At 39.8% G+C, this 13,896-nt stretch carries 9 protein-coding genes and 1 tRNA gene; 6 read left to right on the forward strand and 4 right to left on the reverse strand.

What is annotated here, in order from left to right; all coding sequences use genetic code 11:
- Positions 1–59 precede the first annotated feature (59 nt).
- A complete protein-coding gene (locus tag EA341_RS08320; protein ID WP_293012918.1) occupies positions 60–2,990 on the reverse strand; it encodes a DEAD/DEAH box helicase in 2,931 nt (976 codons plus the stop codon).
- A 303-nt stretch (positions 2,991–3,293) separates the two neighbouring features.
- Here EA341_RS08320 and EA341_RS08325 point away from each other — a divergent pair, with 303 nt between their 5' ends.
- The 4 genes from EA341_RS08325 (at position 3,294) to EA341_RS08340 (ending at position 8,889) form a co-directional block, all read left to right on the forward strand.
- A complete protein-coding gene (locus EA341_RS08325; protein WP_293012919.1) occupies positions 3,294–4,766 on the forward strand; it encodes an APC family permease in 1,473 nt (490 codons plus the stop codon).
- A gap of 13 nt (positions 4,767–4,779) precedes the next feature.
- Entirely contained in the window at positions 4,780–6,243 is a 1,464-nt protein-coding gene (locus tag EA341_RS08330) for an aldo/keto reductase (protein ID WP_293012920.1), read from the forward strand.
- A gap of 285 nt (positions 6,244–6,528) precedes the next feature.
- Positions 6,529–8,019: a peptidase S10 gene (locus EA341_RS08335; protein WP_293012921.1), complete on the forward strand. Its 1,491-nt coding sequence runs from the start codon at positions 6,529–6,531 to the stop codon at positions 8,017–8,019.
- A 267-nt stretch (positions 8,020–8,286) separates the two neighbouring features.
- Positions 8,287–8,889: a nitroreductase gene (locus EA341_RS08340; RefSeq protein WP_293012922.1), complete on the forward strand. Its 603-nt coding sequence runs from the start codon at positions 8,287–8,289 to the stop codon at positions 8,887–8,889.
- Between the two features lie 209 nt (positions 8,890–9,098).
- Here the strand turns inward: EA341_RS08340 and EA341_RS08345 are convergent, their stop codons facing one another.
- Positions 9,099–10,088 (reverse strand): SH3 domain-containing protein, encoded by a 990-nt coding sequence (locus EA341_RS08345; RefSeq protein ID WP_293012923.1) that lies wholly within the window; start codon positions 10,086–10,088, stop codon positions 9,099–9,101.
- Positions 10,089–10,385: 297 nt separating this feature from the next.
- Positions 10,386–11,720: a hypothetical protein gene (locus tag EA341_RS08350; protein WP_293012924.1), complete on the reverse strand. Its 1,335-nt coding sequence runs from the start codon at positions 11,718–11,720 to the stop codon at positions 10,386–10,388.
- 160 nt (positions 11,721–11,880) lie between these two features.
- Here EA341_RS08350 and rbfA point away from each other — a divergent pair, with 160 nt between their 5' ends.
- Together rbfA and EA341_RS08360 are read left to right on the forward strand one after the other, a co-directional pair.
- Positions 11,881–12,261 carry a 30S ribosome-binding factor RbfA gene (gene rbfA / locus EA341_RS08355; protein ID WP_293012925.1) on the forward strand — a complete coding sequence of 127 codons (381 nt, stop codon included), beginning with the start codon at positions 11,881–11,883 and terminating at the stop codon, positions 12,259–12,261.
- 12 nt (positions 12,262–12,273) lie between these two features.
- A complete protein-coding gene (locus EA341_RS08360) occupies positions 12,274–13,500 on the forward strand; it encodes an FtsX-like permease family protein (RefSeq protein WP_293012926.1) in 1,227 nt (408 codons plus the stop codon).
- Positions 13,501–13,758: 258 nt separating this feature from the next.
- On the opposite strand, the gene EA341_RS08365 is transcribed toward EA341_RS08360, so the two are convergent.
- Positions 13,759–13,885, reverse strand: a tRNA-Asp gene (locus EA341_RS08365).
- Positions 13,886–13,896: the final 11 nt, after the last annotated feature.

The following is a 13,896-nucleotide window of genomic DNA, read 5'->3' on the forward strand; positions in this document are numbered from 1 at the left end:
TCTTCAAAATAGCTCAAAAAGTCATGGAATTCCAATGTTACATTGAAACAAGCTTCTTATCAGTCAAGAAGTGCCTCTATGTCATCTTTGCTCAGACTCTTCATAAAACTTTCTTCAGTACTGATCAATTCACCTGCAAGTGCCATTTTGCGTTCTTGTAAGGCCATGATTTTTTCTTCAACCGTATTTCGCGTGATAAATTTATAGATGATCACTTTGTTTTCTTGACCAATTCTGTGTGCCCTGTCAATGGCTTGAGCCTCAACAGCCGGATTCCACCATGGATCCAATAAAAAGACATATTCTGCGGCTGTCAGGTTAAGGCCTACGCCTCCTGCCTTAAGAGAAATCAGGAAAATTTTCACTTTGTCATCTTCCTGAAAAGAACGAACTTGGCCCTGTCGGTCTTTGGTAGTACCATCTAAATAAGCATAGCTGATCCCCTGTTGATCCAAATACTCCCTCACAATTCCCAAGTGTCTTACAAATTGGCTAAAAATCAAAACCTTGTGACCCTCACTGGCAGTAGCTTCCAACATGTGGATCACATCTTCCAACTTCCCAGAGTCAGATGAATAACTCTTATCCGTCAGCCTCGGGTGATTGGCAATTTGCCTCAGCTGGGTAAGACCTCTCAACAAGGTGAACTGCTGATTTTTTAACCCAGGAATAGACATTTCGTTGACAATCTTTTCGCGGTAATATCCTTTAACTTCTTCATAGGCTTTTTCCTGATCTTCGGTCATGGTAGAATACTTCACATTGATTACTTTCTCTGGAAGATCAGTAGCTACCTGGGTTTTTAGCCTACGCAGGATAAAGGGTTTGATCAAAGCATGAAGCTTTGCCGCTTTATCCATATCGTTTTGTTTCTCAATGGGCTGAAGGAATTGTTTTTTAAACATGCTTTGACCTCCCAGCAAACCTTTGTTGATAAAGTTCATCTGTGACCAAAGGTCCATCGTACCATTTTCTACCGGGGTTCCGGTAAGTATCAGCTTCTGCTTACAATTCAATTCTCCAACTGCCTTGGAAATAATGCTTCCTGGGTTTTTAATAGCTTGGGATTCATCAAGAATAACATAATTGAAATAAAACCCCTTCAGAATATCGATATCCATCCTGGTTATTCCATAGGAAGTCAAAACCAAATCATATTTGGCAAACCTGCTGTTATCCTTTAGCCTATTCGTTCCTGTATAGGTCAGAATTTTTAAGCTTGGAGTAAACTTCTTTGCTTCCAATTCCCAATTGTAAATCAATGAAGTAGGCATCACAAGAAGAGAAGTCATTTCTGGATTGACTTCTTTTTGGTATGCTAACATCGCTAGGGTCTGTACTGTCTTTCCCAACCCCATATCATCAGCCAAACAACCACCAAATTTGTATTCAGCTAAAAATCTCAACCAATTATAACCTGCTTTTTGATAAGGCCTTAATTGTCCTTTAAACTTGGAAGGAAGTTCATAATCTTCAATCTTACTGAAATCACGAAGTTTTTCAAGTTTTCTACTCAGGCTAAGCTGGAGCAAGTTACTTTCCTGTAGCTCTTGCGCCAGAGCGATATGGTGTTTTTTAAGTACAAGAGACTGTGTAGCCTCTTCCTCTTTTTCCTCAAGAAATGCGAACATTTCAGAGTAGTTGACAAACCAGGAATTGGGGATTACTGCAATCTCACCATTGGGCAACTCAAACTCAGTTTTACCCTGAAGCAATAGTTTTCTTATTTTATGAAAAGGAATTTCGTAAGAACCAAATTTAATTATGGCATTTACATCAAACCAGTCTATGTTTTCCTTGACTTCAACAGAAATATGAGCATGGCCGATAAAATACCTTTTGCCTTTAAGCGTACTTGACTGTTTGATCTGAATTCCCTTTTCCTCTAGATTTTCCCGATAGTTGTTGATCCATCCAAAAGCCTTTGATTTTGAAAGGGAAAACCTTGCACTGTTGACCGGCAAACCCAAGCCCTTTAAATAGTCTCCATAAGTTTTTTCCCTATCTAAATCCCTAATTACTTTGTGAAAAATATAATTGTCATCAATCTGTTCTAATTCTACGTTATTCTCATTTTTTTCTTCAGACCGGAAAATATAATCTCCATACTGAAACTGTAAATCAAAAACTATACTGTCTTCCTCTTTTTCTTCAACTGGGTTTCCGAAAAGATCATTTTTCGGATTGTTTGGTAAATCACTCAGGCTTAGTACTGCATTTGGTTGATCTCGGAGGACCTTGATATCAAAACCTTTTGCATACACATCAAAAGAAGATACAAGCTGGGTGACAAATTTTTCGTAATACTGCTTTTCTACCTTCCGGGGAATTACAATAAATTTTTTATTAAGGAAAGGTTGAAGCTTTTTGCCATCAACATCTTTTTTAAAACTGTAAAGTTTCCCTTCTACCACCAGCCATGCAGGTTCATGACAAATGAGATAGGCGTTTTTATACTGCCATTCCAGTCTTTCTCCTCCATATTTAAGGGTAGGGAAATAATGGGTATTGTCTTCATTCCTTCTAAAATGAAAAAGTACTGATGCCTTTTCAGGCATGATTCGAATTTCCTTCCAAATAGGATTTCCATCATTGCCCATTTCAAAAAGTCTTTTCCCGTGGAGATTTTCCAAGACTTTTGCCCTGAGATTTTCAAGCTTTCGCTCGATCAACTCCTGAATAGTCTTATTTTCGGTTTTGGGATCGTAAATTTTTCTCAGGTATTCTTTTGGCTTAAGCTTTTTGGTATTGAATTTTTTGACAACTGCATCCTGCTGCATGTCATCCATCCATTTGATTAGCTTATAATCCATCTCATCAAGACCTGATGAAAATTCAGGCGCATTGATACTTGAAATGTTTTGATTGGCAAATGAAAGCCTTCCTTTTTCGTCCAATTGCACCACAAAGGATTCAAATAGTAGCCCCAAATACTCATGAATGAATATGGCGTAGATAATTTCAAAAGGTTTTTCAGGAGAAACTTTCATGCTGTTGGACGAAATCAACGGAGCAAATCCGTAGATAAATTTGAATTTTGTAAGTTAAGCTAGTTCGAAAAATACAGAATTAATTTAGATAAAAAAAGAGTATTTGGGACGGGCGAAACATGCTTGAATATTGGTGGGAAAATCTTTTCAATTAGAACTGTTAAGATTATCAGTCAGATGCCAAAGTTTTCGTCAGGTTGAATTTTAGGATTATTTTTTACCACTGATCATCTTTCAACTCTGCATTTACAGTTCGAGGCTTTGATTTGAATAGATATTATCGGATTTTCCCCAAAAAAATGAATGGGTAATTCTACTTTAAGCCGTCAGCTTGGTTTGACCGCTTTGGTTGCAACAGGAGTCTGTTCCATGTTGGGTGCGTCTATCAATGTGGTGCCTTTTATGATACAGAGACATGTGCCAGGTATTGGTCCTTACGTTTTGTACGCTTTTATTTTCGCCGCTATTCCTGCAATATTGGCTGCTTTTGCATACAGTATATTGGCCACAGCCATGCCGAAAGCTGGTGGTAGTTATATTTATGCCAGTCGCGGACTGAATCCATACCTTGGTTTTATTGCCAGTTTTTCTCAATGGTTTGGCTTATCTATAGTGATTGGAGTTGTTGCCTACGTGACTATACCTTTTCTCAGGGATATTGCTGAAACCCTTGCTTGGATTAAAATGGCAGCTGCCCTCGACTCCGGAATTGTAAGGGTGTTACTGTCTCTAACTTTGGTCTGGCTCTTTGTTTTTGTCAATATTAAAGGGGCAAAATTGTATGAAAAGACAATTATACCCTTGATGATCCTGATGTTTTTATTGGGAGGAATTGTCATCATAAGCGGTTTTTACTTTACACAAGAAGATTTCGCACAATCATTCTTACTTAAAAAAGGTGAGTTTCCAGAGGTAACTGAGGGGCATGGTTTTGATTTATTTGCTTTTTTATCAGCCGGCAGCCTTTTGTTTGCCAGCTTCATCGGTTTTGATAGCATTGCCCAGGCTGGAGGGGAGGCTAAAGACCCGACCAAAAAGCTTCCTCTTGCAATTGGGTTGACCATATTAATAGTAGGCGGATATTACATGCTTTTTACCGGAGCAGTTTACAATGCAGTCCCGTGGTCTTTTGTCTCAGCTCAGGCAATGGAGAGGGACATTACTGCACCTGGGATGATGAGCTATCTCCTACCCTCAGGACTTACGGTTTTGATCGTAGCAGGCGCAGCAATAGCCCTGATTAATGATTTACCTGCCATGCTACTTTCGGTATCCAGGTTGATGTTTGCATGGGCGGAGGATGGTATTTTCCCAAAATCCATCACCAAAATACATTCAACATTCAGAACCCCATATCTGGCAATCATAATCAGTGGTATGATGGCAAGTGTTGGCATTATAGGCAGTCATTTTGCAGGGGATTTCTTTTTGGGAATTGACATTATGGTGACTTCTATGATGGTTAATTTCCTATTGATGTGCATAACCTTATTGTCAATCGAAAAGGTAAACCCTGCTTTAACTAAGGAAATTCGATTTGTAAAAAACCGAAAAGTGAGACTTATTATTGGTTGGTGTGGTACAATTATTTTATCATTTTTTCTATTTATCCACACCTGGAAAGATATCCATACTGAGGCCGGGGCTTGGTATTTTCACTCAACGTCTATTTGGTTGATTGTAATGGGTATTGCTTCCATGATATTCTATTTTAAATTTACCCAAATGAAAAGAAAAGGAATTGACACCAAATCGCTTTTTTCTCATTTACCATAAAAATATACTAATAATGGATTTATATACTGACCTCGCCCCTGACCTTAAGATTTCAAAAGTATTGACCGGACTTTGGCAGATCGCAGATATGGAGAAAGACGGGAATATACTTGATCCCAATGCCACCTCTCTTGCTATGGCACCATATGTAGAAGCCGGATTGACTACGTTTGATATGGCAGACCATTATGGATCGGCTGAAATCATATCCGGTACTTTTTACAACCAACATCCCCAAGGTAAAAGAGCCCAACTTTTGACGAAATGGGTACCAAAGCCTGGGAAATCCAGCAAACAAGAAACGCGAGAAGCAATCCAATTGTCTTTAGACAGACTTCAGGTTGAGAAAATTGATTTGTTGCAGTTTCATGCATGGTCTTACCCTGACCCAACCTGGCTGGATCAGCTCTTTTGGCTTTCTGAATTGAAAAAAGAGGGCCTTATCAAACATATTGGTCTGACCAATTTTGATGCGGCACATCTTAGAATAGTTTGTGCTAGCGGTATTCCTGTCGTCTCCAATCAGGTCTGCCATTCCTTGATTGATCAAAGGGCCTCCGGAGAAATGGCCCAAGTCTGTAAAGAGTATGGCGTAAAAGTATTGGCATTTGGGACCTTGGCAGGAGGATTTTTGTCGAATAAATGGTTGGGGAAAACTGAACCCTCTATTCAAAATGGCGGCACTTGGTCACAGATGAAATACAAAAGGTTTATCGACGCTGCCGGAGGATGGGATAAGTTTCAGTACCTTCTCGAGACTGTGGATAAAGTGGCAAAAAAGCATCAAGTTTCTATAGCGAATGTAGCCACTAAATTCATCATGGACCAGGACTATATTGGAGGTGTAATTATTGGGGCAAGATTGGGGCAAAGTATTCATATTGAGGACACTAAACAGTTATTTACCTTTGAATTAGACGATGTGGATAAGTCAGTTATCCACAATGCCCAATCCCAGTTGAGCCCAATTCCTGGAGACTGCGGCGATGAGTACAGGAAGCCTCCATTTCTGACAGCATCGGGAGACCTAAGCCATCACCTGGAAGAGCTTCCAAAACCTTTTGAAATCAATGAGGGAGCAAATGGAAGTCTTCAGGTTTTCAGCGGAACAGTCTGGGAAGGGATGGCCGGTTACAGCCGGGGCACGCGCAGAGGCAATAGAATTTCAGTGTCAGGTACTACTGCCACCCATGGAAATCTGATGATCGGTGGAAAAGATGCCGCTGCCCAAACCCATTTTGTCTTGGACAAAATTGAAGCGGCAATTATTTCCTTGGGGGGAAAAATGGAGGATGTAATTCGAACCAGGATTTTTGTCAATAATATCAAGGACTGGGAAGCGGTAGCAAGGGCCCACGGGCAAAGATTTGCACATATCCAACCAGCAAATACTTTGGTAGAGGCCAAATTGGTAGGAGAGGGATATTTGGTGGAAATTGAGGCAGATGCAGAGATTTTAGGGGAAATGGAAGATTGAAATTAGGTAAATATCTTAGACCATCATTTTCTCAAGAAATCTGAAATTGTTGATAATAACCTTTAATACTAAATTTGAGATTTACTGGGATCGTTCCAAATAATCATATCTAACAATTAACCATATGAAATCGAGCCTGCCTACCGGACAGGCAGGCATGATCCCGTACCTACGGGATCACACACTGGGATGATTATCAAAGTGACCTGCCTGCCGGACAGGCAGGGATTCCATAGCCTGCCCCGATCCATCGTGGTTGAACTCTAAAAAACAAATTATAAAAACATGAAAACAATCTGTTTTAGTCTATTCTTGTTCCTTTGTTTTTCTCCGATTTTTGCCCAAGAAAGCGAAAAACCAATTCCAGAGCCCATTATTTTTGAAACCTCCCACCAAGGGACCTTTCATGGGAAAAGCATAGCTTATAAAGCGATTGCTGGAGAAACTTATCTAAAAAACAGCGAAGGGGAACCAACTGCATCCGTATGGTCAACAGCTTATATCAAGGATGAACCGGATCCTTCCAAGAGACCAGTGACTTTTGTTTTCAACGGAGGTCCAGGATCAGCCTCAGTTTGGTTGCATATGGGAGTTTTTGGCCCAAAGGTAGTCCAGGTTGATTCTGACGCCAAATCAGACGATGGTGCCGCTCCTTTCAAAGTTATCCACAATGACCTGGCTTTATTGGATATTACTGATTTGGTATTCGTAGACCCAATTGGAACGGGTTACAGCCAAGTAATCGGTAAAGGAAAAGTGGAGGATTATTGGGGCTTGAGGGAAGATGCGAACTCCATTGCTCAATTTATGAGATTGTGGATAACTCAAAACCAACGCTGGCAATCCCCCAAATATATCGCTGGTGAAAGCTTTGGTACAACTAGGGCAGGTGCTGTTACCGCTGCGTTGGAAGGCGGAGGGCAGACTATGGCCTTGAATGGATTGATATTGATTTCTCAGGCGTTAGATTATCAGGGGAGCACTTCAGTACATGACAATATAGCCTCTTATTTCACCTATTTCCCCACCATGGCGGCCACTGCTTGGTACCATGGAAAAGCTGGAGAAGGTAAGGCCTTAGAGGATTTTGTACAGGAGGCGAGGGAATTTGCCTACAATGTTTACCTTCCTGCTTTGTATCAGGGGAATCAGTTATCCACAGAAAACAAAAGAACTTTAGCATCAAGAATTGCCAATTTTTTGGGACTTGACCCCGAATATGTGCTTTTATCCGACAATAGGATTTTAACCTCAAGATTCAAAAAGGAATTATTGAGGAAAGAGGGCAAGACTATCGGTACGCTTGATAGCAGGTACCTAGGAGAAGAAGGAGACCAAACTGCTGACAGGCCTACTTTGGGGGATGCATCAAGCTATGCAATAGATGCAGCATATACTGCTTCCTTACAGGATTATTTTGCAAGGACTTTAAATATTAAAATTGACCGGCCTTATTTGACATCCAATAGTAAAATTTACGGCAAATGGAACTGGAAACCGGTGCCTGATGGTATAGGATGGGAACCTTCTTATGTCAATGTGGCCAGGGGGTTGGGAGAATCCATGAGGAGGAATAAAGACCTCAAAGTCATGGTGGCTAATGGCTATTATGATTTGATTACTCCTTTTTTAGATGCCGAATATACCTTCGCGAGACATGATATTCCTATGGAAAGGGTGCAGATGTTTTACTATGAAGGAGGCCATATGATGTACAACCATAGACCTGATTTTGAAAAACTGGTTATGGATATAAGGAGCTTTATGGAGAAATAGAGATGATGGGTTAATCTGATTTTAATACATCTTTATTGATTTCCCAGAATAACTTATTCTGCAATAAATACTTTGGCTTGATACCAATATCAATGAATTTCCAGAGAGATCTTTACCGAAGGTATTGGAAATTAAAAGTGTTTTCCAGCTAACCTGATGACTGAGACAAACATAACAATTGTTTTGAAATAGAAATTAGTCTAAAAGGAAACCATTTGCCTTTATTTCGCATTCTAAAACCTGACAGTAACTATCAATAAAATCTCTATGGAAAGACCTGATTTTAATATTGAAGAAGTAAATAAAATTATCCGAGGCCGTAGGTCCATGTTTGTAGCCCAATTCAAAGAAAATGATCCTGTATCCGATACCATCATTCAGGAAATGTTGGAAAATGCAAATTGGGCACCCACCCATAAGTTGACCGAACCATGGTCATTTACCGTTTTTTCGGGCGCAGGCTTGCAGAAGTTTGCAGATTTTCAATCTGAGCGATATCGGGAGAGGGCCACAAAAAATGGAAACTTTGTAGAAGCAACTTATAATAAACTCAAGGAAAACCCGCTCAAAGCATCGCATATTATTGCGATCAAAATGAAGAGAGATCTCAAAGCAAATCTTCCGGTAATGGAGGAAATTGCAGCGGTTTCCATGGCAGTTCAGAATATGTATTTGACAGCCTCTGCTCATGGATTGGCAGCTTATTGGGGAACAGGCGGTCCTACATTCTGGCCAGAAGCCAAAGAATGGTTTGGCTTGGAAGAAGAAGATATGTTGATGGGATTTTTCTATGTGGCAAAGCCTGCGACCGAAAGATGGCCATTGGGTAGGAGAAAGTCTATAGAGGAAAAAGTGGACTGGGTAAGGTAAAAAGCTAAAAACCTAATGTACTAAACAACCTTTGGGGTTTTTAAAAATCCCGAAGGTCTACAAATATAAAGTATTAGCTAATTCCAATACTGAGAAAACATAAGTGCACTTTCCCGTCCACCCAAAAGGTCATAAGAAAAAGATTTAAATACTTTCAATGTGTGGGTTCTCCTTTTTTGAATTTTACGCCCATGATGCAATGGCTTTGGTTAATGAAAATCCAAAAAATCACTGCTCAACCACTTTTCCTCGAAGCCAATCTTACACCAACCATTTTTTTCTGCCACGATAAAGACTTCCTCTCCTCTGTTTAGATTTCCTTCTACATTAAAATTTGTCCCCGGACCTGAGCGTACGCGGAGAACACTGGCATTGACAGTTGCTCTTTTTACCTCTTTTGTAAACCTTCCCGAAACCCAATGGTCTTGAGAGTTTGAGATTTTTAACCAACCATCTGTTTTGCCATACACCCTCAAAATAGCCCCCAATTCAATAGGGGAACGGTTATTGGCCAAACTTGACCTACCATTTGGCTGTGTCCTGACATTCAGACGGCTTGCGGTGACAAGGACATAGTTGATATATGGATTTTTGGTTTTGACCACATCAAAATCGCCCAACTGTTCTCTCACCAAAGGAAGAAAGGTCTCTTCGCAATTGTCAACTTTATTGCCTCCAAAAAAAGCAGTCCCAGGGCAGGATTTATTATTTCTGCTGCCATTATTGCGTAGGCCCGTTCCTAATTCAAACCAATGGTGGTAAATTATGCTATTGGTGTTGACAGGTAAGTTGAATTTTTTACAGATTGCTGCTGTCATTTTGATGATGGCATTTCTTTGCGGCTCTGTCATGGTGTCCCCGTCTTTATCAAAATTACCCACATGTTCCAGACAAATGGAATGGGCATTGTGTCCGGTGATGCACGCAGGTACGCGTTCTAAAGACCTACCTGAAACAATGGCACCGTCAGGAAACACAGAAAAATGCTGACCAATATCCGCCCAACCATTGACACCCACATGGTGGTTTTTCATTGCCTGCTGCCTTTCAAAATGGTTTTTACCATTGAAATGAGAATAATTGGGAATCCAGGTATGGTGTTGTTGTACATTGAGAATGGTGCGTGCCACTCTTTGCTTGCTAAGCCATTCGGTGAATTCCTCTATTGTCATTTTTGCAAATCCGAATTTGGTTTCCATGATAAACCTCTGGTTAAAGTTTAAAATTTGTTTTACAGATCTGGGAAATGAAAACCGTGCCTATAGTTTTTGGCGTGGATTTTACCAATGAAATCGATCAGGACGCATTCTTTACACAAATAAAGGATCACCCAAAAGAGAATTCATGTCGTGAACACTGATAAACAATTATCTTACTATAAAAACAATCAAATGCTTTTCAGCCCCAAACCATTCATTTAAAATACAGGATATCTCCCTCAATTTCAAACTACTGTCGCATTATTAGAATAATAATTCTTGTTTGGGACTAGCAGGTTATTCCTCTAAAAAATAGAATTTGCCGGATCTTCTATATTTTTCCTTGAGAAGGGGAATGCGCTGAAGAAGGCTTTGAAAAATACCATCTTCATCCACAACCAACTCAGGTTTTTCTTCCAAAAAGTTTCTATAAGCATCTGCCATGTCCTTGAAATCTTCGAAATCAGCAAGTACATCTCTTGAAATATAGTAATTCAGATAAGGTGTGACCTGTTTTGCATGTTTGTAATAACCCAGGTCATTTCCCAAAACAAGGATTTTTTTGCCTCTGCTGATTTCGTGTTCTTGTTTTGAACTCACTGTATATTCTTGTAGGACCTTCTGATCATGTTTCCAAAACCACCAGGCATACCCCATCAGTGGAATGCCAATTACAAAAACTATAGAGAGTATTTTGGTGATAAAGTCTCTTTTGGATGAAATAAAAAACATAGAAATAAAATATGCCAAGGGAGGTATCAAAATTAACAGCTGATAAGGTGTTCTCCTATTAACAAGAAAAATAGAACTTGCCGCAAAAACCAGATAAATCAGCATCAGCTGCAGTTGTTTTTGTTGATTGACTGTCAATGATTTGAATAGGGAACCTAGGAAAATCCCAATTACCCCAAAGAATAAAGGGGTTACATATAAAAATAAAAGGTCTTGATAACTGACATGTACATATACCTCTCCTAACCTGCCAGTAAGGATATATTCTACCACAAACTGTGGCAAAGCATCTATCCAGAAATAGTAAAGCCCACAAATACCTATCGGAATTGTGTATCCTATCAGAGAAAGGAGTAATTGTCGAAAACTGAAACTACTTACCACCACTCCGACCAATATCAAGTAGGGGAGGAAAATCACCAAAGGAAAATGAAAACATAAGGCGATTCCAGCCAAGAGGCCCACAAGAAGAACAGAATCCGAACCTTCTTTCTGCAAGACCGTCTGAGCAAACAATTGTCCTAAAGCAAAAACTATAAAAGTACTTCCCAGTAAGGCAGGTGAAAGCGTAACCAAATCAAAGGAGCAATAAAATAGGATGAGTACTACAAATGCAGGGATGTAGGTGTTTTCATCAAAAGACTTGTACCGCATAAAGAGGCTGTTCAAGTATGCTATCTGAATGAAAACAATCAATCCTGCTATTACTTTATACACAATGATTGATCTTCCGAAAACAATGTGAAGAATCCAGTAGGTTCCCGCTGCTAAAGGGCCGGTATCATCCAGGATGTCCTTATACATGTGTTTACCCTCAGCCATACGTTCCCCGATCAACATCCAGATCATTTCGGATTGCAGGGTGGGCAAGTCTAGGAACAGTAAATAAATTCCACTCATCAATACCATTAAAGCCAGGATGGCCAGAAGGCGAAAAGGATCATTAATTCTAAAAAAACTAATCAAAATCTATCGAAGGATGAGAGGTGGAACAATCAGAACTCCCGAAATTAAAGGTTAGTCATTTAATTCACTAAATTTGTACCAACTTTAATCTGATATGGAAAGTAAAAGACAACAAAAATACAGTAAACTGATTCAAAAAGAACTTGGTGAGATTTTTCAAAAAGAAGGCCGCCACTTAATAGGCAGTGCATTTATCACCGTGGCTAGAGTACTGGTCAGCCCAGACCTTGGCTTGGCAAAAGTTTACGTCAGCTTTTTGGTAGAAAAAGACAAGGCTGTCTTCGAAAAATTGAATGACAGAAAAAGTGAATTGAGAAAGCATCTCGGAAATCGAATTGGCAAGAGCGTCAGGATAGTACCTGAAATTGCCCTATTTATGGACGAGTCAGCTTCTTATGCGCAGCATATGGATGCCGTCATCTCCAAATTGGATATACCTGAATCTTCTGATGAGGAAGAAGAGGAAGAAGATTAACCTCATACGCCTTTGAACGTCTCCTTTTTTATAGCTTCCAGATATTTTCGCAGTAAAAAGAAGCGAAATTTTATTACCATTCTATCCAGGATTTCAATGATTGGGGTAGCGGTAGGTACTATGGCTTTGGTCGTGGTTTTATCGGTTTTCAATGGCTTGGAGGATCTGGTCAGAAGCCTTTATGCTTCATTTGATGCAGAACTCAAGGTAGAGGCAGCTATTGGAAAATCTTTTGAAGTAGATGAAACATGGCTCCGTAGTATTCAGGAATTAGAGGGCGTGGCCTTATTGACTGAAGTAATTGAAGACAATGCTCTTTTCAAATATCGTGACAACCAACATCTGGCTAAAATTAAAGGCGTATCAGCAGCCTATCTTGAAGATCCAGATAGGTTTGCAGAAGGGTATGTATGGGGAGATCTAGATCTGGGTACGGATATACAACCTCGCGCAATTATAGGAAGAGGCGTGGGCTTTTTTCTTTCTATAGACCTTGATAATGAATTTGAATTGCTACAGGTATATTATCCGAAAGCTCCTCGTAGTGCTGGATCTATAGACCCTAATCAACTTTATAATAGAGATATTATCAAGCCAGCTGCATTTTTTAGCATAGAGAAGGATTTTGATGATAATTATATCATTGCCCCCATTTCTTTTGTGAGTAAGCTACTCAACTATGGCCAAAAAAGAACGTCGCTGGAAATCAAGGTTGCAGAAGGATTTAAAATCAATACCGTCAAAAAAAGATTAAGAGAGCATTTAGGAGAGGGGTTTTCAGTGAAGGATACTGATGAGCAGCACGCCAGCATCCTCAGGACCATTCAAATAGAAAAGCTATTTGTATTCATTACCCTTAGCTTTATTCTTGCAATTGCATCTTTCAATATTTTCTTTTCTTTGAGCATGATGGCGATAGAAAAGAAAAAAGATACTGCAATACTTTTTGCCATGGGGGCAAGGGCCAAACTTGTAAAGCAAATTTATATCAAACAAGGGGCCATCATTGCATTTTCCGGAGCTCTGATAGGTTTGGTGATAGGTTTTGCGATAGTATGGGTGCAGGATAATTTTGGACTTGTAACACTGGGTATAAGCTCATCTATCATTGACAGTTACCCTGTAAAGATCATCTGGACAGATTTTTTATGGACAAGTATTGCCGTTATTGCCATTACTTTTCTGGCTTCCTACAGACCTGCACTTATTGCAGCTAAGGTAAAATCAACTGATTTATAATATATTATCAACCCCCATTAAAGTAAAAAAGCCGTGAATACATTTCACAGCTTTAGTCAATTAACAATAAACCCAAAATAACCAGCTGTAGGAGAAGGACTCGAACCTCCAAAGGGCAGTTAGGCAAAATACGAGCTCGCTATTTGCTTTATTCCTGGTTCCCCACCCCCGAGACAGGGGGGCATGTTTGCCAATTTCATCATCCTACATTGTAAGTGTTTTCAATATTTTGATAGCCTTATGCCATCATATTTGGGTTGGCTGTAGGAGAAGGACTCGAACCTCCAAAGGGCAGTTAGGCAAAATACGAGCTCGCTATTTGCTTTATTCCTGGTTCCCCACCCCCGAGACAGGGGGGCATGTTTGCCAATTTCATCATCCTACATTGTAAGTGTT

It is taken from the genome of Mongoliibacter sp. (genome assembly GCF_007692705.1).
In the GTDB taxonomy this organism is placed as follows: domain Bacteria; phylum Bacteroidota; class Bacteroidia; order Cytophagales; family Cyclobacteriaceae; genus Mongoliibacter.

Coding starts and splice junctions, on each gene's coding strand:
- EA341_RS08330 (WP_293012920.1), top strand. CDS start 4,780: ATGGATTTATATACTGACCTCGCCCCTGACCTTAAGATTTCAAAAGTA.
- EA341_RS08345 (WP_293012923.1), bottom strand. CDS start 10,088: ATGGAAACCAAATTCGGATTTGCAAAAATGACAATAGAGGAATTCACC.
- EA341_RS08350 (WP_293012924.1), bottom strand. CDS start 11,720: ATGAGTGGAATTTATTTACTGTTCCTAGACTTGCCCACCCTGCAATCC.
- EA341_RS08320 (WP_293012918.1), bottom strand. CDS start 2,990: ATGAAAGTTTCTCCTGAAAAACCTTTTGAAATTATCTACGCCATATTC.
- EA341_RS08335 (WP_293012921.1), top strand. CDS start 6,529: ATGAAAACAATCTGTTTTAGTCTATTCTTGTTCCTTTGTTTTTCTCCG.
- EA341_RS08340 (WP_293012922.1), top strand. CDS start 8,287: ATGGAAAGACCTGATTTTAATATTGAAGAAGTAAATAAAATTATCCGA.
- rbfA (WP_293012925.1), top strand. CDS start 11,881: ATGGAAAGTAAAAGACAACAAAAATACAGTAAACTGATTCAAAAAGAA.
- EA341_RS08325 (WP_293012919.1), top strand. CDS start 3,294: ATGGGTAATTCTACTTTAAGCCGTCAGCTTGGTTTGACCGCTTTGGTT.